Consider the following 21,143-nt stretch of genomic DNA (forward strand, 5'->3'; position numbering starts at 1 on the left):
CGACGCCGGATTCGTCACGGGCGCGGTCTGCCCCGAGGTGCCTTCGAAGAAGGTGCCGTTGAGCCAGTGCTGAATGGTGGCCTGCATCGCGATGCGCTCACTTTCCGTTGTGGGTGGTGAGTCAATTGTGGGACCCAGCGCACAGTCCGATCCGAACAAACTGTCTCCAATTTCGCCTAAGTAGTTACAGTGTGTAAATGGAGCTGACGGTTGCCGATGTCATCGGTCTACCGGTGCTGCAGCGCGGTGAACCCGAGGTGCTCAGCGCGCGCCGCTTCCGCGAGCCGATCCGCTGGGTGCACGTCAGCGATATCGCCGACCTGTCCGCCCTGGTGGAGGGCGGCGAGCTGGTGCTGACCACCGGTGCCGCCCTACGCGCCGACCCGCGGCGCTACCTGCACGGGATGGCCGCCGCCGGTGTGCTCGGCGTCGTCGTCGAACTCGGCGAGGCCGAACTGCCCCCCGATGCCGGGCGCTACGCCGAGGAGTTCGATCTGGCCCTGGTCGCGCTACACCGCGAGGTGCGGTTCGTCGAGATCACCGAAGCGGTGCACCGGATGATCGTCACCGACCAGTTCGACCGGGTCGACTTCGACCGGCGCGTGCACGAGACGTTCACCGACCTGAGCATGAAGCGCGCCTCCGTCGAGGGAATCGTCGACGCCGCGGCAGGCATGCTCGAGGAACCGGTCGTCCTCGAGGATCTGGCGCATCGCGTGCTGGCGGTGGCCGGTGTCCCCGGCGGCGGGCCCACCGCTGAGTTGCTGCGGGACTGGGAGCAGCGATCCCGTCGCACGGCCGAGGCCGAACACTGGACCACGACCGCGGTCGGTCCGCGCACCCAGGAATGGGGACGCCTGATCGTGCCGCGCCGATCCGCCGACGCGTCACGCACCCGGATGGTGCTCGAGCGCGCCGGGGTCGCGTTGGCGCTACACCGGATGATCGAGCGGGACCGCTCCGGGCTCACCCACCAAGCCCAGACCGGACTGATCGACGATGTGCTGCGCAGCCGCATCACCGACGAGTCCGAGGTCGCCGCCCGGTCGCACGCGCTGGGCCTGCGGTCCTCCGCGCGGTACGTGCCGGCCGCGGTGCGCATCGACCGGCTCGCCCCGGCCGTCGATCCCGTTGTCGGGCAACGGCACAACATCTCGCTGCTGGATACCGTCGTGCACGCGGTGAACGCCTCCGGGCATACCGGACTGTTCTCCGTGCGGCGCGACGGTGAGATCTGGATGGTGTTGTCGCTGAGCGTCACCCAACCGGCGGATAGCGCGCTGAGCGCGCTGGGGGCCGAGCTGCGCCGTGAGATCCGCCGGGTCGAGGGCGTACCGGACAGCGCACTGGCAGTGGGTGATTCGGTCAATCGGGTGATCGATGCGATATACGGGATGGGGGAGGCCGCCCACATCGCCGAGGTCGCGCTGGCCATGAACGAGGCGCACCGTCCGTACTACCGCGCCGCCGACGTCCGGTTGCGCGGACTGATCGCACTGCTGCGCAGCGACCACCGCGTGCAGGCGTTCGCCGAGAGCGAGCTCAAGGCGCTGCTGGCCGGCGATCAGGCCAATATCGTTGTGCTCGACGAGTATCTGCGGTTGGCAGGTAACAAGGCAGCGGTGGCCGCGCGACTGCACATCAGCAGGCCCGCGCTGTACAAGAAGCTCGCCGCGATCGAGGCCGCCCTCGGTGTCGACCTCGACGACGGCGAGTCACGAACCTCGCTGCACGTCGCGCTGATGGTGCTCGACGCCCAGCGCTTGCGCCGCCCCGTCGAGATCAGCACCGAACCGACCCACGCCGAGATCGTCGATCCCTACACCTGATGACGGCCGCCCGATGACGGCAGACATACTGTGGCCGAGGATGTCGAACGGTTCGCCAGCAGAGGAGCACAGCCGTGTCGGATGACGATCTCGCGGACTTCGACCGCACCGAGTTCACCCATGACGGCAAGACCCGCACGGTGTTCCGTAAGGGCAGCGGTCCCGCGGTCATCGTGATCGCCGAGATGCCGGGCATCACCCCCAAGGTCGCGGCGTTCGCGCGTCAGGTCGCCGAGCTGGGCTGCACCGCGGTGCTGCCCCACCTGTTCGGGGTGCCGGGCCGGGACCCCAACGCGAGCAAGCTCGCCGGGGTGAAGGCGCTGGCCACCTCGATGGTGCCGGCCTGCGTCAGCAAGGAGTTCACCACCTGGGCCACCGGCCGCACGTCGCCGGTCGTCGGCTGGTTGCGTGCGCTGGCCCGCGCCGAACACACCCGCTGTGGCGGTCCGGGGGTCGGAGCGGTGGGCATGTGCTTCACCGGCGGCTACGCGTTGGCGATGGCCACCGACGAGATCCTGCTCGCACCGGTGCTGTCCCAGCCGTCGATGCCCATAGCGCTGACCGCCGCACAGAAGAACTCCATCGACATCTCGCCCGCCGACCTGGAGATCGTCAAGGGTCGGTGCGCCCGGGGGCTGAAGGTGCTGGGCCTACGCTTCGATTCCGACACCATGGTGCCGGCCGAACGGTTCGACTTCCTGCGTGAACAACTCGGCGACGGTTTCATCGCCGTGGAACTCAGCGGCTCGGACGCCAATCCCGACGCGATGATGTCGGCCCATTCGGTGCTCACCGAGCATTTGATCGACGAGCCGGGAACCCCGACGCGGGCCGCGCTGGACCAGGTGCTCGACCTGTTCCGCAGCAGACTGCTGGCCGGCTGAACCGGGCTGAGCGTCAGGCCGAGCGCTCGATCTCCGGGCGATCGTCGGGATCATCGCCGTCGGTGCTGGCCAACGCTGGTGACAACAGCAGCCGGAACTGGTTCCCGCCGGACTTGCGCGCCTCGTACATCGCCCCGGTACTGATGGTCAGCAACTCGTCGAGCACGTCATGGGAGGCTTGCTCGGTCAGCGGCTTGAGCGGCGTGCTGACGACACCGAGGCTGGCGGTCAACTGATACGGCGCCGACTTGATGGTGCCCAAGATCCGCTCGGCCAGCGGGGTCGGGTCGGGGGTGGTGAACACGTCGGCGACCAGATACTCCGCATCGCCCTGGTGACCGATCACCGCGTCGCCACGCACCGTCTCGCGAAGACGCTGTCCGATGGCGACCCGGGCACGGTTACCGCCCGTCTTGCCGGACATGGCGGTCAGCAGCGAAAAGCTGTCCAGATTCACCACGATCAGGATCAGGTACCGGTCGTCGTGGCGGCTGCGCGATCCGATCAGCGTCGCGACGCTGTCGTAGAACGCGTCGCGATTGAGCAGGCCGGTCAGCGGTTCGATCTCACCGTGCGGTTTCTCCGATCCGATGAGCCGCAGGACCAATTCGCAGGCGAACACCATGAAGGCATTGATCAGCACCACGAACAAGACGCTGGCCACCGCCAGGCCGTAGTCGATCGACACCAGCCGCCAGGCCAGCAGGATCAGGGTGGCCAACTGGACCACCCAGACCCCGATGAGCCATCTCCGCGAATGGAAGATGACGGCGTACCCGGTGGTCACGGTGAACGCGACCGAGCCGAGCAGGCCGAGCACCGGATCGGGATCGGAGACGCACGTCGCGGCGATCAGCACGGTCCCGGCGACCAGACACACCTGGGATTGCCACCTGGGTGGCCAGTCCGAGCGCGACCACATGAGCACCATCGCGGTGCACACCACCAAGAGCACGACCGCCAGGGCGAACCGGAAGGAATGTTGCAGACCCGAGCTCAACGCCGTCACCAGCACCGAGATGACACCCAGGGAGCCGATGAGCGCGGCGACGGCGCGCGAGGTCGCCACCTGAAGATCTCTGGCGGCCAGGTATGCGGTCAGCCAGTCATAATGATCGCGCTGGTCACGCCCGTGAAGCATAGCGAACGGTACCAAAATTCAGCGCGGCTAACCTGACGTCTATGGCCTTCTCATGGAACCCTGCTCGGCTCGGCGATATGACCGGACAGACGGTGATGGTGACCGGAGCCACCAACGGTGTCGGACTGGCGACGGCGGCTGCTCTGGCCGGCGCCGGCGCACATGTGGTGATGGCGGTACGCAACACCGAATTGGGTGCTCGCCGCGCCGACGAGATCGGGGGCCGCACCACGGTGGTCCGGCTCGACCTCGCCGACCTGTCGTCGGTGCGCGGCTTCCCGGCCCGCCTCGACGAGGCCGGGATCGGCGGCATCGACATCCTGATCAACAACGCGGGCGCGCTGTTCCAACACCGCACCGATACCGCGGACGGTTTCGAGGCGACTATCGCCACCAACCTGTTGGGCCCGTTCGCACTGACCAATCTTCTCCTCGACCGCGTGCGGTCGAGGATCATCAACGTCGGTTCCCAGGCGCACGAGTCGGCGACCCTGCGGCTGTCGGACATGCACCTGCGCACCAACAAGTGGACCGTGATGGGCGCTTACGCGGCGTCCAAGTTGGCCGTCATGCTGTGGGGCCTCGAGCTCGACCGCCGGTTGCGGGAAGCCGGATCGCCGATCACCAGCCAGCTGACCCACCCGGGCTGGGTCGACTCCAATCTGCCTGCGCTGTCGGACACCCCGGTGATGAGGCTCGTGGCGCGCGGGGTGAAGCTGGTGGCCGGTCCGCTGGCCAACGACGCCGCGGCAGGCGCGGCGACCACGCTGTACTGCATCACCGAGCCGATCCCGCCGGGTAGCTATGTCGGAGTGGACGGCCGATTCGGTCTCAAGGGTGTGCCGGTGCTCATCGGCCGATCCGTACAGGCCTGTGATTACGCTGCCGCAGCGCGACTGGTGCAGTTTGCCGAGCAGGAGACGGGCACCACCCTCGCCATCCGTTAGTGCGCCGATAACGGCGCCGACACCTGCCGATGCCACAGTGGTGGCCGTGACGGCCGAAACGGTGCCAGACGGTCGGGCCGAACGTTTCCACCGGTTCTGCGCGGGAGTCGTCGCGCGGCTGCCGTGGGGGCTGAGTTCGGTTGTCGCGCCGACATTTCTGGGTTTCGCGTTGATCGCCGGATGTACGTTCAGCATCGACATGGCCCTGCTCACCCTGCTCTACAGCGGCATGGATGCGCCGCTACCGGTGGCGTTGACGATCGGCTATGTCTGTGCGTTCGCGCTGGCCTACATTCTCAACCGCACGCTGAACTTCCGGTCCCACGCCACCGTCGGTCCACAGCTGGCGGTGTATGTCGCGGTGGTCGCGATCAACTACCTGTTGTTCATCGTCGCGCTGCCGACCTCGTTGGTCGCCGCGGGACTTCAGTATCACCTGGCCCGATTGGCGGCGGGCTGCTGCGAGGCGGCCTTCATGTACAGCGCGATGCGATGGGTGGTGTTTCGCCGCTGAGATGGCGGTCCCGGGCGCAGAATGAGCGCCATGACCCTGGGGCGTAGGCAGATGTTGGTCGGGAGCACGATGGCGGTCGGTGCGCTGGGCGCGGCTGCCGCGTGTGGATCCGGGGACACTCCCTCGGCCGCCCCGCAAGCGCCCAGCGAGTCGGCCGAGAACACCGAATTGGCCAAGACCGCCGACGTACCGGTCGGATCGGCACTCGTCGTCGACGACGTCGTGCTGACCCAGGCGCAACCCGGTCAGATCCGGGGTTTCTCGACGGTGTGCCCGCATGCCGGATGCGCGGTGTCCAAGGTGACCGGTGCGGAGTTGATCTGCCCTTGTCACGGAAGCAGTTTCGGTCTCGACGGTGCGGTGATCACGGGTCCGGCGCGCGGACCGCTCACCCCGGTGGATGTCGTGGTACGCGGCGATTCGGTCGTCAGGGGGTGAAACGTCGTTACGATCAGCGCCTGTGACAGACGATGCGGGCGACCGGGGAGACGCCGAGGCTCCGGTTCCCTGGTACGAGGAGTCCTGGGCGATCGTAGGCGCCGGGGTGGCCGGCGTGCTGGCCATCGGCGTACTGATCTATGCGGTGCTGAACACCGCGGAGAGCTCGGTCGATCCCACCGGCGGGCCCCAGGTGTATCCGGACACAAGCGTGTCGCGCACCACCTCCTCGACCACGTCGCCGACTACGACATCGCGGACGACGACCTCTCGGACCACCAGCACCACCACGACCACCACCGCGACCACCACCACGACCACGACCAGCACGACCGACGCGACCAGCACGACCGACGAGACCAGCACGACCACCGCCGAGACGACCTCGGAGGAGAACCCGTTCTTCGTCGACCCCTTCCAGACGACGGCGACCACCACCACCACCGGCGAGGGGTAACCGCGGGGGGTTCGATTAGCTCAGGAGGGGAACGTCTGACAGAATCGGCCCCGAGGGGAGTACTCCTGCGCTGCGGTGTCGCCATCACGTCGCCCACATTCGGACGACCGGTGCCGCAGGCCCGCGTCATGTTGCGCAGGCGGAAGAGACCTCGGCCGTTTGATCGACGACCGGAGGTCTTGAATAGATGAACGTGTCCACCCTCGAGTGGGGGATCACCCTCGCCGTCACACTGGGCGTCCTGCTCGTGGACATCCTCGTGTTCGGCCGCCGGCCGCATGAACCGTCCACCCGGGAAACCTCGATCGCGCTGACGTTCTACGTCGGCCTCGCGATCGCCTTCGGCATCTGGACCTGGACGTTCCACGGCAGCCAGTACGGTGTCGAATTCTTCGCCGGATGGCTCACCGAGTACAGCCTCTCGGTGGACAACCTCTTCATCTTCTTGATCATCATGGCCAGCTTCAAGGTGCCGAGGATCTACCAGCAACAAGCGTTGCTGGTCGGCATCATCCTGGCGTTGATCTTCCGCGGTATCTTCATCGCCCTCGGTGCGGTCGCCATCGAACAGTTCTCGTGGGTGTTCTACATCTTCGGCGCGTTCCTCATCTACACCGCCATCAAGCTGGCCAAGGACACCGATCACGACGACGACGGTGAGAACGGCGTGGTGCGGTTCGCGCGCAACTACCTGAACACGACCGACAAATGGCACGGGCTCAAGCTCACGGTCAAGGAGAACTCCAAGCGCGTCATCACCCCGATGTTCCTGGTGATCATCGCGCTCGGCACCACCGACCTGCTGTTCGCGCTGGACTCGATCCCGGCCATCTACGGGCTGACCCAGGAGCCCTACCTGGTGTTCACCGCCAACGTGTTCGCGCTGATGGGTCTGCGCCAGCTGTACTTCCTGCTCGGCGATCTGCTCAAGCGGCTGGTCTACCTGTCCCAGGGGCTGTCGTTCATCCTCGGCTTCATCGGCGTGAAGCTGGTACTGCACGCCCTGCACGAGAACGAGCTGCCGTTCATCAATGGTGGCGAGCCCGTGCACGTGCCGACGATCCCGACGCTGGCCAGTCTCGGCGTCATCATCGTCACGCTCGTCATCACCACCGTCGCCAGCCTGTACAAGACCAGGGTTGTCGACAAGAAGAACGACGAGCTCTCGGAGCAGAAAACGGATTAAGCCGTTCGGACGACCCGCGATCCGCCGCTCAGCAAACTTTCCCGGAGTAGCATCCGGCGAAACTGTTGTTCCGAGCGAGCGGAGCCGGGTTGTCCAGAACACGTGTCGTAGGACTGGCCTCGGTGTTGACCCTTGCGGTCGGACTGTCGCCGGCGGCCCCGGTGCTGGCGGCCAGCACCTACTACCTTGAGGGCACCCGGATCGGTAACACCACCGGGCACCAGTCGCCGCAGGATTTCGTCACCGATATGCGCGCCGGCGCCGGCCTGGGCGCGCCAGGTGATTTCCGCCAGGTGGACTACCCCGCGGCCATCGGTCCGTTCTCCTCCGGTGGCCTGCAGGACCCGACCTGGAACACCTCGGTCGGGCAAGGATTGGCCAACCTTGGCGAGCAGCCGGTCGCCGGTGACACGGTGTTCGGCTACTCCCAGGGCGCGGTCGTCGCCTCCGCCTACAAGGGCGGCCACCAGGCCAACGGCGTCAACTACGTGCTCGTCGAGAATCCGGGCCGGCCCAACGGTGGGATCATGGCTCGGTTCGGCGGCCTCTACGTGCCATTGCTGGACATCACCTTCGGTGGTCCGACACCGGTGGTGCGCGACCCGCAGCCCGGCGCAGGGGCCACCGTGGACATCGCCCGCCAGTACGACGGGTGGGCGGACTTCCCGACCTATCCGCTGAACCTGCTGGCCACCGCCAACGCGATCCTCGGCATCATCTATCTGCACGGCGGAACCCAGGATCTGGACGCCACCGCGCTGTCGAGCATCGACACCAGCGATCCGCGCTACTTCCAGCAGCACGGTGACACCACCTACTACCTGATCCCGACCCAACGCCTGCCGCTGCTGATGCCCCTGCGCGGGATACTGCCGGATCTGCTGCTCGACGCCATCGAGCGGCCGCTGCGGGCACTGGTCGAACTCGGTTACGACCGCTCCGACTACAGCAAGCCGACCGGCGCCCAGCTGCTTCCGCCGCTCGGCGCGATCTTCGCGCCGCGGGTTGCCGCGCAGTCGGCACCGGTAGCACCCGAGCCCGAGCCGGTGGTCGACAGCACCGACATGGATTCGCCGGCCCCGATCGTCGAGCGGACCCGCGGACTGCGGGCCGGGTTCGGTGCGCGGGTGAACACGGCCGGGCGCGAGACCGAATCGCTCGATGACACCGTCCTGGCGGGCCCGGCCGATCACGACACGGATGACGCGGGGGATCCCGGTATCGAGGTGCGGACGCCGGAACGACCCGAGCCCACCGGTGCCGCGCCCGGTCCCGTCGTCCTGGACGCGCCGGGCGAGGCCTCATCGGCAGGGCCGTCGGGTGCGGACACGGCACCGGAGGCGCCGGCCGAATAGCACTGGCAGCGGCCCGGGCATCGGCGGTCGCCACCACCTAGGGTGGTGGCGTGACGATGAGGCCGCGCCGGTGATCGACCAGCTGCTTGTCGTCGTGTTCGCATTGTGCGCAGCGATTTTCGCCGCCGTCGGCATCGTGGTGCGTCAGCGCGCGACGCTGGACGTACCCGAGGAACACGGTGTCAGCACAGTCATGTTCGCGACCCTGCTGCGTCGTCCACTGTGGTGGGCGGGAACGGCCGCGGCCGTGGCAGGCTTCGTCTTCCAGGCGTTGGCCCTGGACAACGGATCTCTCATCGTCGTCCAACCCCTGCTGGTATCGGCGCTGTTGTTCGCGCTCCCGCTCAGCGCCCGGTTGGCGCACCGGCGGGTGACGCGCGGCGCCTGGATGTGGGCGCTGCTGCTCACCGCATCCCTGGCGGTGTTCGTGCCGCTGGCCCATCCGCGGGTCAACGAACAGGTGGCGCCGGCGCCGACGGTGGCCGTCGTCATCGCCATCTGCTCGGTGCTGGTGATCGGGTGCGTGCTCTTCGCGGTGCGCAATACCGGATGGAAACGCGCGGTGCCGCTGGCAGTCGCGGTCGGCGTGATGTTCGGTCTGGTCGCGGTACTCACCAAGATCCTGATGTTCATGCTGGACCGCGGAAGTGCCGTCGCGGTGTTGGCGACCCCGGTGCCCTACGCACTGGTCGCTTTGGGCGTATTCGCCACCCTGCTGCAGCAGTCGGCATTCCACGCCGGGTCGCTGCAGACGTCGGTCCCGACCATGGTTGTGGTCGAACCGATCGCCGCGGTGTTGTTCGGCGTGTTCCTCCTCGGCGAAACCCTCAATGCGAATCGGTGGGAGACGGTGGTGCTCACCATCGCCGTCCTGGCCATGACCGCGGCCACCATCGCACTGGGTCGTGACGAGGGCGCTTACGAGGAACGGTTGGAAGCCCAGGCACACCGATCCTGACAGCCGTTTGTCAGGAAATCCGCAGGTTGTGGCGTTGGGGCATATCTTTAGTTTTGCTAACGTTGTACGCGTTGGTCGGTGAGGACGATGAGGTCCCCGGCCGTTGCAATACGTCGTGAGTAGATCCGAGGAAGTGTGATGTTCGCCGAAAATCTTGATGACCAGCAGCGCCTGGCCGACCTGTACGCCACCGATCCCGAGTTCGCCGCCGCGGCACCCGACCCCGCCATCGCCGATGCCGTCGCGGCCGCCGAGATGCGGCTGCCCGAGATCGTCCGCACCGTCCTGACCGGGTACGCCGAGCGGCCCGCGCTCGGCAGCCGTGCCGTCCAACTGGTCACCGACGATGCCACCGGACGCACCCGTGCCGAGCTGCTCGGCCACTTCGAGACCATCACCTACGGCCAGTTGTGGGACCGGGTTCGCGCCGTCACCAACGCCTGGTCCGACACCGTCCGCCCGGGTGACCGGGTGGCCATTCTCGGTTTTGGCAGCGTCGACTTCACGGTCATCGACATCGCCCTGACCCAGCTCGGGGCGGTCTCGGTCCCGCTGCAGACCAGTGCGACCGCGTCCGCCCTTGCCCCGATCGTCGCCGAGACCGAACCGGCGCTGATCGCCTCCGATGTGAACCACCTCGATGACGCCGTGACGCTGGCGCTCGGGTCCGGCGTCCAGACCGTGGTGGTCTTCGACCAGAACCCCGCCGTCGACGACGACCGCGAGGCCATCGCCGCCGCCACGGCCCGACTCGACGGGCAGACCCTGGCGACCCTCGACGAGGTGATCGCCGCCGGGGCCGAGCGTGCCGATGTCGCGATCCCGGCGCAGGAGGGTGATCCGCTCTCACTGCTGATCTACACCTCCGGCAGCACCGGCGCCCCCAAGGGCGCCATGTACCCGCAGGGCAAGGTCGCCGATATCTGGCGACCGGCCATCAACTCGCACTGGGATGCCCGTCAGGGTCACGTTCCGGCGATCGTGCTGAGCTTCATGCCGATGAGCCACGTCATGGGACGCGGCATCCTCTACGCCTCGCTGGCCAGTGGTGGCGTCGTGAACTTCGCCGCCCGTGCCGATCTGTCCACCCTGCTGGAGGATCTGGCCCTGACCCGTCCGACGCAGCTCAACTTCGTCCCGCGGGTGTGGGACATGCTGTTCCAGGATTATCAGAGCCGCGCCGCCCACGGCGGTTCCGAGGCCGACATCCTCGCCGATATGCGGACCAACCTGCTCGGTGGTCGCTACGTCAGCGCGCTCACCGGGTCGGCGCCGATCTCCCCCGAACTCAAGGCGTGGGTGGAGCGGCTGTTGGAGCTGCACCTCGTCGAGGGCTACGGCTCGACCGAGGCCGGCGCGGTCTTCGTCGACGGTCAGATCAGTCGACCGCCGGTGCTGGCGTACAAGCTGGTCGATGTTCCCGAACTGGGCTACCACTCGACCGATGTGCCGCACCCGCGCGGCGAGTTGCTGATCCGTTCCGAGCAGCTGTTCCCGGGCTATTACAAGCGTCCCGAGGTCACCGCGTCGGTCTTCGACGAGGACGGTTTCTACCGGACCGGTGACATCGTCGCCGAACTCGGTCCCGACCAGGTCGCCTACATCGACCGGCGCAACAATGTGCTCAAACTGTCCCAGGGTGAGTTCGTCACCGTCTCCAAACTGGAAGCGGTGTTCAACACCGCACCGCTGGTGCATCAGATCTACATCTACGGCAACAGTGCCCGTCCCTACCTGCTGGCCGTGGTGGTGCCCACCGACCCCAACGCCACCAAGGCCGATATCGCCGACTCCCTGAAGGCGGCGGCGCGCACGGCCGATCTGCAGAGCTACGAACTCCCGCGCGACTTCCTTGTCGAGACCACGCCGTTCAGCACCGAGAACGGCCTGTTGACCGGGATCAAGAAACTGGCTTGGCCGAAGTTGAAGGAGCGTTACGGTGCCGAGTTGGAGCAGCTCTACACCGATCTGGCCGACGGCCAGGCAGGGGAGTTGCAGGCACTGCGGGCCACCGGTGCCGATGCGCCGGTGCTGGAGACCGTGGGCCGTGCCGCCGTGGCACTGCTCGGCGCCGCCAGCTCCGATATCGCGCCCGATGTGCATTTCACCGATCTCGGCGGTGACTCGTTGTCGGCGTTGACGTTCGGCAACCTGTTGGCCGACATCTTCGACGTCGAGGTGCCGGTCAGCGTGATCGTCGGTCCGACAGCGGATCTGGCGTCGATTGCCGCGCATATCGAGACACAGCGCTCCGGTGCGGGCCTGCGGCCGAGCTTCGGGTCCGTGCACGGCAAGGACGCCACGGTCGCCCGCGCCGCGGACCTGACCCTGGACAAGTTCATCGATGCCGAGACACTGACGGCGGCGGGCGATCTCGCGGCGCCGGCGACGAACGTGCGCACCGTCCTGCTGACCGGCGCAACCGGATTCCTGGGCCGCTACCTTGCCCTTGAATGGCTGGAGCGGATGGACCTCGTCGACGGCAAGGTGATTGCCCTGGTGCGGGCCCGCTCCGATGCCGAAGCGCGCGCCCGACTGGATGCCACGTTCGACACCGGCGACCCGAAACTGCTTGCGCACTACCGGAAACTGGCCGACAAGCACCTGGAGGTGCTCGCCGGTGACAAGGGTGAGCACGATCTCGGACTGGACCGGCGGACCTGGCAGCGGCTGGCCGACTCGGTGGACCTGATCGTCGATCCGGCGGCCCTGGTCAACCACGTGCTGCCCTACAGCGAGCTGTTCGGGCCAAATGCCCTTGGCACCGCCGAACTGATCCGCATCGCGTTGACCACCCGGATCAAGCCGTTCGTCTACGTCTCGACCATCGGTGTCGGGGCAGGTATCGAGCCGGGACGCTTCATCGAGGACGCCGACATCCGCGAGATCAGCGCCACCCGGGTGCTCGACGACAGCTACGCCAACGGATACGGGGCCAGCAAGTGGGCGGGCGAGGTGTTGCTCCGCGAGGCGCACGAGCAGTTCGGGCTCCCGGTCTCGGTGTTCCGCTGCGATATGATCCTGGCCGATACCAGCTACGCCGGTCAGCTCAACCTGCCGGACATGTTCACCAGGATGATGCTCAGTCTGGTGGCCACCGGCGTCGCTCCGAAGTCCTTCAATCAGCTTGACGCCCAGGGCAATCGGCAGCGTAGCCACTATGACGGGCTGCCGGTCGAGTTCATCGCCGAAGCCATCTCGACCCTCGGTGCCGATGTCACCGACGGTTTCGAGACCTACCACGTGATGAACCCGCACGATGACGGCCTCGGCCTCGACGAGTTCGTCGACTGGCTCATCGAGGCGGGACACCCGATCCGTCGCATCGACGACTACCAGGCGTGGTTCGAGCAGTTCGGTGCAACCTTGCGGACGTTGCCGGACCGGCAACGGCAGGCCTCACTGCTACCGCTGCTACACAACTACACCACCCCGGGCCTGCCGGTGAACGGTGCCATGGCACCCACCGACGTGTTCCGCACCGCGGTGCAGGAGGCGAAAATCGGCCCGGACAAGGATATTCCGCATGTCGGCAAGGACGTGATCGTCAAGTACATCACCGACCTGCAGCTGCTCGGCCTGCTGTAATCAGGCCTGCCAGGCGGCCCAGTGGTGGATAGCGATCGCCACCACTGGGCCGTCGAGCGCGGTGCGTTCGTATTGGGTGTACTTCGCACGGAGCAGCCCGTATCCGATGGCCATCTGCTCACCGTCGTGATGCACGGTGGCCGTGCCGTCGGCGCGCACCCACCACAGCTGGGACCAATCGTCGTCGTAATGGTCGACCAGCAGGCTGACCCGCGGGTTCACCTCTATATTCGCCAGCCGGCGCAGGCGCTGCGTCGACTTCCGTTTGGCGTCGACCGCCGTGTACACCGTGTCCCCGTCGACGGCGAAGACCACCGGCACCAGATGCGGCACCCCGTGATCGTCGGCGGTGGACAGGGCTGCGACAGGTGCGCCGGCGAACAGGGCGTGCGGTTCGGCCATCCTCCGATCGTAGAACCGGTAGCGTCGGACCTCGTTCACCGAGATGTCAGGTCACGGTCACCCACCGGTCGTCTGCCCATCGGAAGGTTCCCACATGTTGATTTCGTCAGCCGGTCGCCCGAAGCGACGAGGAATGGCAGTCGCCGCGGCGGTTCTCGTCGGCGCGGGGCTGGTCGCCTGCGCACCACCGGAGAAGGACCAGGCCACCGATGGCGACGGTAGCGATGCCCGCACCGCTACCTCGGCAGCCGATTTCGGCGGTATGGACGGTCTGATCGAGGCGGCCAAGGCCGAAGGCGAACTCAACGTCATCGCCCTGCCCGATGACTGGGCCAACTACGGGCAGATCATCAAGACCTTCGGTGACAAGTACGGCATCAAGGTGAATTCGGCTCAACCCGGCGCCAGCAGCCAGGAGGAGATCAACGCCGCCGAACAGCAGAAGGGCCGCAGCACCGCTCCGGACGTCTTCGATCTCGGGCAGTCGGTGGCATTGGCCAACACCGACAAGTTCGCGCCGTACAAGGTCGAGCACTTCGCCGAGATCTCGGACTCCTTCAAGCATCCGGACGGTCTGTGGGTCAACGACTACGGCGGCTACATGTCCATCGGCTACGACTCGACCAAGGTACCCACCATCGCCGGTGTCGACGATCTGCTCAAGCCCGAATTCGCGGGCAAGGTGGCTCTCAACGGTGACCCGACCCAGGCCGGGGCCGCGTTCTCCGGTGTGATGATGGTCGCCGTGTCACAGGGCGGATCACCCGACGATATCGCCCCCGGTGTGGAGTTCTTCGGCAAACTCAACGAGGCAGGCAATTTCCTGCCCGTCGACCCCACCCCGGCCACGATCGCCTCCGGGCAGACACCGGTGGTGCTGGACTGGGACTATCTCAATGTCGCACAGTCGAAGAAGGTTCCGGGCTGGAAGGTCGTCATCCCGCCCAACGCGGCCGTGGCGGGCTACTACTTCCAGGCCATCAACAAGGATGCGCCGCATCCCGCGGCGGCACGGTTGTGGCAGGAGTTCCTGTACAGCGACGAGGGGCAGAACCTGTACCTCGCCGGTGGAGCACGGCCGGTGCGCGCGGACTGGATGGTCACCCACGGCACCATCGACCGCGAAACCTATGGCACCCTCCCGCCGGTCGACGGTGCGGCCACCTTCGTCAGCGTCGAGCAGAACGAGGCGGCGACGAAGTATCTGGAAGCCAACTGGGCCAAGGCCATCGGCTGACAAGTGCGCTATCTCCGGCAGGCCTTGCCGCTGCTGCCGTTCCTGGCAGTGGTCACGGTCTTCCTGCTCATCCCGACCGTGACGGTCATCGTCAACGCCTTCGTCGTGGACGGCAGGTTCTCCCTGGAACTGGTCGCCGCGCTGTTCGGCCAGGCGTCGTTGACGGCGCTGGTGCGCAGTCTGGTGCTCTCGGGCGTGAGCGCACTTATCGGTGCGGTCGGTGGTGCGGTGCTGGCCTGGCTGATCCTGAGCAGCCCGCCGCGCTCGCTGATCCGGCGCGCTGTGCTGGCGCTGAGCAGCGTGCTGGCCCAGTTCGGCGGCGTGGCATTGGCTTTCGCATTCCTGGCCACGGTGGGCATCAACGGCGTGCTCACCCTGTGGTTACAGCACCTGTTGAGTGTGAACATCGCGCCGGGGGGTTGGTTGTACAGCCTGCCGGGCTTGATCCTGGTGTATACCTACTTCCAGATCCCGCTGATGGTCATCGTGTTCCTGCCCGCCCTGGAGGGACTGCGTGCGCAGTGGCGTGAGGCCGCGGTGAGCCTGGGGGCGAGCACCTGGCAGTACTGGCGCGAAGTGGCGTTGCCGCTGTTGACGCCGGCCTTCCTGGGCTCGGCGCTGCTGTTGTTCGCCAACGCCTTCGCCGCGTATGCGACCGCGGCGGCGTTGGTCAGTCAGGGCAGTCCGATTGTGCCGCTGTTGATCCGGGCCGCGTTGACCAGTGAGGTGGTGCTCGGTCAGGCCGGGCTGGCCTATGCCCTTGCCTTGGAGATGATCGTGGTGGTCGCCGTCGTGATGATCGCCTACAACCTGTTGGTGCGCAGGACCGCCCGGTGGTTGCGATGACCCGACTCCTGCGCGTCGTCCTGTGGTTGGGCTTCGGTGCTTTCTTTCTGTTCCCGCTCTATGCGATGGCCGATTTCGCGACCCGTGACCCGTTCGGCGGCGGCCGCACCATGGCGGCGTGGGCGAATCTGGTCACCGATGAGGCCCTGTTGACCGCGATCGTCACCTCGCTGTTGCTCGCGGTGCTGACCGTGACGGCCATGCTGGTGCTGCTGGTGCCCACCATGATCTGGGTTCGGCTGCGCGCCCCGTGGGCGAATCGGTTGGTGGAGTTCCTGTGCCTATTGCCGTTGACGATTCCCGCGCTGGTGGTCGTCGTCGGACTGCGCAACGTGTACCTGTGGGTGACCTATCTGCTGGGTGAGTCGGCGCTGACGCTGACGTTCGTCTACATCGTGCTGGTACTGCCGTTCGCCTACCGCGCGCTGGATTCGGCGCTGTCGGCGATCGACCTGCCGACGTTGTCGGAGGCCGCCCGGTCGCTGGGGGCGGGATGGACGTCGACGATCGTGCGGGTCATCGTCCCCAATATCGGCACCGGCATCCTGTCGGCGGCCTTCATCTCGATCGCCGTGGTGCTCGGCGAGTACACCGTGGCCTCACTGTCCGGATTCCAGACGCTGCCGGTACAGATCGTGGAACTCGGCCGGAGTGACGGCCCGACATCGGTGGCGGCATCGCTGGCCACGTTGATCTTCGGCTTCGGACTGCTGTTGGGGCTGTCGCTGCTGACCGGACGGAAGAGGCGGCGCGGACACTGATGAGTGTGGCTGTTGAATTGCAGGATCTGACACGCACTTTCGGGTCGGTGCGGGCCCTTGACGGATTGAACCTGCGGATCGAACCGGGGGAGCTGGTGGCCCTGCTCGGCCCGTCGGGCTGTGGCAAGACCACCGCGCTGCGCATCCTGGCCGGCCTCGAGGAGGCGACGTCGGGGTCGGTGCTCGTCGATGACCGCGATATCAGCAGGGTGCCGGCGAACAAGCGCGATATGGGGATGGTGTTCCAGGCCTACAGCCTGTTCCCGCATCTGACCGTGCGCGACAACGTCGCCTTCGGATTGAAGATGCGGGGGGTGGGTACCGGCGAACGACGTTCGCGGGCGGCCGAGATGCTGGAGCTGGTCGGGCTGTCGGCCCAGTCGGGACGCTATGCCGACGAGCTGTCCGGCGGTCAGCAGCAGCGGGTGGCGCTGGCCCGTGCGCTGGCGGTGCGTCCGCGGGTGCTGCTGCTCGACGAACCGCTTTCGGCGCTGGACGCCAAGGTGCGCACCCAGCTGCGTGACGAGATCCGCCGGGTGCAGTTGGAGGTGGGGACGACGACGCTGTTCGTCACCCACGATCAGGAGGAGGCGCTGGCCGTTGCCGACCGGGTGGGCGTGATGAACGCCGGCCGACTGGAGCAACTGGCCGCCCCGGCCGAGCTGTACGCCCATCCGGCAACCCCGTTCGTCGCGGATTTCGTCGGGCTCAGCAACAAGGTGGCGGCCACGGTGTCCGGCGGCACGGCAGGCCTGCTCGGCGTGTCGGTCCCCGCGCTACCCGGCTCGGTGGACGGCGCCGGAGTGGCGATGGTGCGCCCGGAGTCGGTGACCATGCACGCCGATCCGACCGGGCACGCGAGGGTGGTCGCGGTGTCGTTCCTCGGCGCGATATCCCGGGTCAGCGTGACGTTGGCGGACGGCGCGGCGCTCTATGCCCAGATGAACAGTTCGGCGGCACGGGCTTTCGCCCCGGGTGATCGGGTCACCGTGGGGCTGGAACCGGGCGGCGTGCTCGTCATCGAAGGGTAGGAGCCGAACAGCAGGGATAGAAGAGTAGGTCGTGGGTCAGACGGCCTTGACCGGGTCGATGCCCAGATCCCGGTAGGTCACCAGGGCCGCGAAGGGCACACCGAGCCCGCCGAACAGTTCGGTCGCGACATCACCGCGATCGACCATCGGGATCACGCCGGTGACCGTCACACCGGCCTCCAACACGCGGTCATACGCCTTTTTGGTCGATCCGCCGGTGCTGATCACATCGTCGACCAGCAGAACCCGGTCGCCGGGGGAGAGCCTGGTGCCCTCGATCCACTGCTCGCGGCCGCGTTGCTTCTGTTCCTTGCGGACCGAGAACCACGCCGCTCCGGTGACCATCGCGATGCCGTGGGACAACGGATCGGCGCCCATGGTCAAGCCGCCGACCGCGTCGAACTCGATACCGTGCGCGGCGGCCAGATCGGCGACGGCGCGGCTGACGGTGGTGAGCCGCTCACCATTGTCGATCGCGTGCTTGCCGTCGATGTAGTCATGGCTCAGCTGCCCGCTGACCAGTTTGAACGGCTCCTCGCGACGCTCGTGGGCGCGGGTGCGAATCAAATCGAAGGCGGCCTGCCAGCTGTCCGGACGTTGCATACGGCGATCGTATTGCACCGCGCCGGTGCGGTGGGAGAACGGTTCAGCCCTGCTGGGCCCGCCGGGTCAGTTCCACTGCAGCCGCGCGCAACTCACCGATGGCATCGATGGGCTTGAGGTAACCGGCCCTGGTGTAGGCGATGCCGCGGGGTGTGTCGACCCGGAGGTCGAGGCCGTATCGGTCGGCCCCGGTGCAGGTGGCGGCGGTGGCATCGGGATAACCGCCCAGCGCTCTGGCCATGGCCGTCAGCGCATCGGCGTGGTCGGCGTTGAGGTGGGCGATGGCGCCCGCGGCGTGCGGTGCGACGGGGTCGGGTGCGGCGGCGGTGTACTGCGCCCCGGTGGTGGAATCCATCCGGCCGTAACCTCCGACCCAGCGCACCCGTTGCACATCGAGCACCCACAGCGTGAAATCGCTGTAGTCGATGTAGTACTTGGCCGCCGGTACCGCGTTCAGATGCGCCTGCCGGGCGGCGTCCAGTGCGGTGCCGGTGGGCCGGGTGACCACACCGGCCAGCGTGATGCGCCCTGATGCCAGCGGATCGTCGGGCGTCTCGGGGGCGACGATGGCGATGCTGGCCCGCTGGTCACCGGCGAGGTTGCGGCCGTGCTCGGCGAGGTTCGACACACACAGCACCGGTGCGCCCTCGTGTAGACCGTAGGTGACGAAGGACGCCCACGGATCACCGTCGGCGGTCAGGGTGGCCAGCGTCGCGGTATTGGTGGACGCCGCGATGGTGCGCGCCTCTTCTGCTGCAGACGGACGGGTGGCGTCGCTCACCGGGGCCGTCGGTGGCGGGATCGACGGGGCATCTCCCGGATCGCCATGGTCGCGCAGATCTGGCATAGCGGCACCATACCGAAAGCGCGTCCGGGTGTACGTCTACGCACAGTCGGGTACGAGGGTGGAAGGGGACGGCACCCGGGCCGCCCCGCGACTACGTTGGAGAAGCGATGACCTTGCCGTTCGCCCAGTGGCTACCCCGACAACGGTGGTACGGCGGGCGCGGCCGCGACCTGACCGATGTTCGCCCGACGGTAGTGCCCCTCGGTGCGGACCTCGATCTGGTCTTACTTGAGGTCGACTACGCCGACGGCTCGATCGATCGTTACCAGGTGGTCGTCCGTTGGGACAGCGGTGCCGAGCAGACCGCGATCGGTACCGACGCCGGGCGCACCGGATACGACGCCCTCACCGATCCCGAGGTGGCCGCCCGACTGTTGGGCCTGATCGAGGAATCCGCCACGCTCGGCCCGGTCGGCTTCCTGGCCGAGCCCGACGCCCAGTGGGGTCCGGCGGCGCCGGTGCGCAGCATGGGCGCCGAACAGTCGAACACCAGCATCGTGTTCGGGGACCACGCGATCATGAAGGCATTCCGCAGATTGACTCCCGGCATCAACCCCGATATCGAGCTGACCCGGGCACTTGCCGGCAATCCGCATATCACCCCGCTGCTCGGATCCTATGAAATCGCTTGGGATGGCGAACAATACACACTTGGTATGGTGAGCGTCTTCGCCAAGGGATCATCCGACGGCTGGTCGGTGGCCGAGCGGCGCACTGAGGATTTGCGTTCGGCGGAAGCGGATTTCGGACAGGAATCGCACCGCCTCGGCGAGGCGGTCGCCTCGGTGCACCTGTCCTTGGCCGAAACCCTCGGCAGTCGGATGACGGCGTTCCCCGCGCAGACGCTGATCGAGCGGGCTCGGTCGGTGGCCGCATCGGTGCCGCAGGTCGCCGAACGGCTTGCGCAGATCGAGCAGTGCTATCGGCAGGTCGCCGACGAGCCGACCCCGGAACAGCGTGTTCATGGCGATCTGCACCTGGGCCAGGTGTTGCATACCCCCACCGGATGGCTGATCATCGATTTCGAGGGCGAACCCGGCCAGCCGCTGGCCGAGCGCCGCCGCCCGGACTCCCCGCTGCGTGATGTCGCGGGAATGTTGCGTTCCTACGATTACGTTGCCTCGCAACGGTTGCTGACTACCCAGGACGCCGAACTCGAGGTGGCCGCCCGCGAGTGGGTGCAAGCCAACCGCAAGGCTTTCTGTGACGGCTATGCCTCGGTCGGCGGACTCAATCCGTGGGACGCGGCCGGCGTACTGCTGGCCTATGAGCTGGACAAGGCGGTGTACGAGGTGGGTTATGAGTCGCGCTACCGCCCGACCTGGTTGCCGATCCCGCTCGGCGCACTGGACCGGTTGCTGGGCAATTAGCGCACCAGCCGGCGCAGCAGCGCCGATGCGGTGAACACACCGAGCACCGCTGCCCCGATCAGGACCGTGATGTCCAACGCCGCGTTGGTGGGTGTTCCGATCAGCAGGCCGCGCAGCGCATTCACCTCGTAGCTCAGGGGATTGACCGCCGACAGCCAGCGGAGCCACTGTGGCATCACCTCCACCGGATACAGCGCATTGGAGGCGAAGAACAGCGGCATGGTGATGGCCTGACCGATGCCCATCAGCCGGTCCCGGTTGCGCACCAGCCCGGCCAGCGACATCGACAGACAGGCGAAGAACGCCGAGCCGAGCATCACGACCGCCATCGCACCCAGGATGCGCAAGGGGTTCGCCGTCATGTGCACACCGATGATGTACGCCAGCGCGACGACACCGATGACCTGCACCACCGAACGCACCCCGGCGGCGAACGCCTTCCCGGTGATCAGGGCCGACGGTGGTGCGGGAGTGACCATCAGTTTGGCCAGGATTCCCGCATCCCGGTCCCAGATGATCTGGATGCCGTAGAAGATCGAGATGAACAATGCTGACTGCGCGATGATCCCCGGTGCCAGGAATGCCAGATACGGCACCTCGCCGGTGTCGATCACACCGAGCCGGTTGAAGGTCTGCCCGAAGATAATCAGCCACAGGGCGGGCTGCACCATACGGGTGAACAACTCGGTGCGGTCGTGGCGCAACTTCTGCACCTCGACGAGCGCGAATGCGCCCATTCGGGAGCCGAT

Annotated in this window: 20 protein-coding genes; 14 read left to right on the forward strand and 6 right to left on the reverse strand. The window is 66.9% G+C overall.

The features are described 5' to 3' along the window. The first annotated feature begins 197 nt into the window (after nt 1-197). Both IC40_RS0125930 and IC40_RS0125935 read left to right on the forward strand, forming a co-directional pair. Nucleotides 198-1,829 (forward strand): PucR family transcriptional regulator, encoded by a 1,632-nt coding sequence (locus IC40_RS0125930; protein WP_030137563.1) that lies wholly within the window; start codon nt 198-200, stop codon nt 1,827-1,829. Nucleotides 1,830-1,903: 74 nt separating this feature from the next. Further along, nucleotides 1,904-2,713 carry a dienelactone hydrolase family protein gene (locus IC40_RS0125935; protein WP_030137564.1) on the forward strand — a complete coding sequence of 270 codons (810 nt, stop codon included), beginning with the start codon at nt 1,904-1,906 and terminating at the stop codon, nt 2,711-2,713. 13 nt (nt 2,714-2,726) lie between these two features. Here the strand turns inward: IC40_RS0125935 and IC40_RS0125940 are convergent, their stop codons facing one another. After that, the gene (locus IC40_RS0125940) at nt 2,727-3,854 is read right to left on the reverse strand and encodes a GGDEF domain-containing protein (protein WP_030137565.1); all 1,128 of its coding nucleotides are present in this window, start codon (nt 3,852-3,854) and stop codon (nt 2,727-2,729) included. 41 nt (nt 3,855-3,895) lie between these two features. Between IC40_RS0125940 and IC40_RS0125945 the strand changes: the two genes are divergently transcribed. Genes IC40_RS0125945 through IC40_RS0125955 form a run of 3 tightly spaced genes read left to right on the forward strand, consistent with a single transcriptional unit; the run spans nt 3,896 to nt 5,753 of the window. Further along, nucleotides 3,896-4,801 (forward strand): SDR family NAD(P)-dependent oxidoreductase, encoded by a 906-nt coding sequence (locus IC40_RS0125945; protein ID WP_030137566.1) that lies wholly within the window; start codon nt 3,896-3,898, stop codon nt 4,799-4,801. Nucleotides 4,802-4,838: 37 nt separating this feature from the next. Then, nucleotides 4,839-5,315 (forward strand): GtrA family protein, encoded by a 477-nt coding sequence (locus IC40_RS0125950; protein WP_081843552.1) that lies wholly within the window; start codon nt 4,839-4,841, stop codon nt 5,313-5,315. Between the two features lie 30 nt (nt 5,316-5,345). Next, nucleotides 5,346-5,753, forward strand: coding sequence for a Rieske (2Fe-2S) protein (locus IC40_RS0125955; RefSeq protein WP_042509675.1), 408 nt, complete (start codon nt 5,346-5,348; stop codon nt 5,751-5,753). Between the two features lie 138 nt (nt 5,754-5,891). On the opposite strand, the gene IC40_RS0125960 is transcribed toward IC40_RS0125955, so the two are convergent. Beyond that, on the reverse strand, nt 5,892-6,197 hold the full coding sequence (locus IC40_RS0125960) for a hypothetical protein (RefSeq protein WP_030137569.1): 306 nt from the start codon (nt 6,195-6,197) through the stop codon (nt 5,892-5,894). Nucleotides 6,198-6,397: 200 nt separating this feature from the next. Here IC40_RS0125960 and IC40_RS0125965 point away from each other — a divergent pair, with 200 nt between their 5' ends. From IC40_RS0125965 to car, 4 genes are all read left to right on the forward strand, one after another. Continuing rightward, the gene (locus IC40_RS0125965) at nt 6,398-7,396 is read left to right on the forward strand and encodes a TerC family protein (protein ID WP_030137570.1); all 999 of its coding nucleotides are present in this window, start codon (nt 6,398-6,400) and stop codon (nt 7,394-7,396) included. A gap of 89 nt (nt 7,397-7,485) precedes the next feature. Further along, the gene (locus IC40_RS0125970; protein ID WP_157837338.1) at nt 7,486-8,751 is read left to right on the forward strand and encodes a PE-PPE domain-containing protein; all 1,266 of its coding nucleotides are present in this window, start codon (nt 7,486-7,488) and stop codon (nt 8,749-8,751) included. 70 nt (nt 8,752-8,821) lie between these two features. Beyond that, nucleotides 8,822-9,709 carry a DMT family transporter gene (locus IC40_RS0125975; RefSeq protein ID WP_030137572.1) on the forward strand — a complete coding sequence of 296 codons (888 nt, stop codon included), beginning with the start codon at nt 8,822-8,824 and terminating at the stop codon, nt 9,707-9,709. A gap of 138 nt (nt 9,710-9,847) precedes the next feature. Continuing rightward, nucleotides 9,848-13,297, forward strand: coding sequence for a carboxylic acid reductase (gene car / locus IC40_RS0125980; RefSeq protein WP_030137573.1), 3,450 nt, complete (start codon nt 9,848-9,850; stop codon nt 13,295-13,297). Here the strand turns inward: car and IC40_RS0125985 are convergent, their stop codons facing one another. Then, nucleotides 13,298-13,699: a TIGR03668 family PPOX class F420-dependent oxidoreductase gene (locus IC40_RS0125985; RefSeq protein WP_030137574.1), complete on the reverse strand. Its 402-nt coding sequence runs from the start codon at nt 13,697-13,699 to the stop codon at nt 13,298-13,300. Nucleotides 13,700-13,832: 133 nt separating this feature from the next. Here IC40_RS0125985 and IC40_RS0125990 point away from each other — a divergent pair, with 133 nt between their 5' ends. From IC40_RS0125990 to IC40_RS0126005, 4 genes are read left to right on the forward strand one after another with little or no spacing between them, the layout of a single operon-like run. Continuing rightward, nucleotides 13,833-14,936 (forward strand): ABC transporter substrate-binding protein, encoded by a 1,104-nt coding sequence (locus tag IC40_RS0125990; RefSeq protein ID WP_030137575.1) that lies wholly within the window; start codon nt 13,833-13,835, stop codon nt 14,934-14,936. 3 nt (nt 14,937-14,939) lie between these two features. After that, nucleotides 14,940-15,782: an ABC transporter permease gene (locus IC40_RS0125995; RefSeq protein ID WP_030137576.1), complete on the forward strand. Its 843-nt coding sequence runs from the start codon at nt 14,940-14,942 to the stop codon at nt 15,780-15,782. Beyond that, on the forward strand, nt 15,779-16,543 hold the full coding sequence (locus IC40_RS0126000; protein WP_030137577.1) for an ABC transporter permease: 765 nt from the start codon (nt 15,779-15,781) through the stop codon (nt 16,541-16,543). Before IC40_RS0125995 ends, IC40_RS0126000 begins: the two co-directional genes overlap by 4 nt. Further along, complete coding sequence (locus IC40_RS0126005; protein ID WP_030137578.1) at nt 16,543-17,574, forward strand: ABC transporter ATP-binding protein; 1,032 nt, start codon at nt 16,543-16,545, stop codon at nt 17,572-17,574. The genes IC40_RS0126000 and IC40_RS0126005 overlap by 1 nt, the downstream gene beginning before the upstream one ends. A gap of 36 nt (nt 17,575-17,610) precedes the next feature. Here the strand turns inward: IC40_RS0126005 and IC40_RS0126010 are convergent, their stop codons facing one another. Together IC40_RS0126010 and IC40_RS0126015 are read right to left on the reverse strand one after the other, a co-directional pair. Then, nucleotides 17,611-18,177 carry an orotate phosphoribosyltransferase gene (locus tag IC40_RS0126010; RefSeq protein ID WP_030137579.1) on the reverse strand — a complete coding sequence of 189 codons (567 nt, stop codon included), beginning with the start codon at nt 18,175-18,177 and terminating at the stop codon, nt 17,611-17,613. Between the two features lie 43 nt (nt 18,178-18,220). Beyond that, the gene (locus IC40_RS0126015; RefSeq protein WP_030137580.1) at nt 18,221-19,024 is read right to left on the reverse strand and encodes a HugZ family pyridoxamine 5'-phosphate oxidase; all 804 of its coding nucleotides are present in this window, start codon (nt 19,022-19,024) and stop codon (nt 18,221-18,223) included. 107 nt (nt 19,025-19,131) lie between these two features. Between IC40_RS0126015 and IC40_RS0126020 the strand changes: the two genes are divergently transcribed. Beyond that, complete coding sequence (locus IC40_RS0126020; RefSeq protein ID WP_030137581.1) at nt 19,132-20,394, forward strand: maltokinase N-terminal cap-like domain-containing protein; 1,263 nt, start codon at nt 19,132-19,134, stop codon at nt 20,392-20,394. Here the strand turns inward: IC40_RS0126020 and IC40_RS0126025 are convergent. Further along, the gene (locus IC40_RS0126025) at nt 20,391-21,131 is read right to left on the reverse strand and encodes an ABC transporter permease (protein ID WP_030137582.1); all 741 of its coding nucleotides are present in this window, start codon (nt 21,129-21,131) and stop codon (nt 20,391-20,393) included. The two genes, IC40_RS0126020 and IC40_RS0126025, sit on opposite strands and share 4 nt — an antisense overlap. Nucleotides 21,132-21,143 lie beyond the last annotated feature (12 nt).

The sequence above is a fragment of the Mycolicibacterium neoaurum ATCC 25795 genome, assembly GCF_000691525.1.
Lineage (GTDB): Bacteria > Actinomycetota > Actinomycetes > Mycobacteriales > Mycobacteriaceae > Mycobacterium > Mycobacterium neoaurum.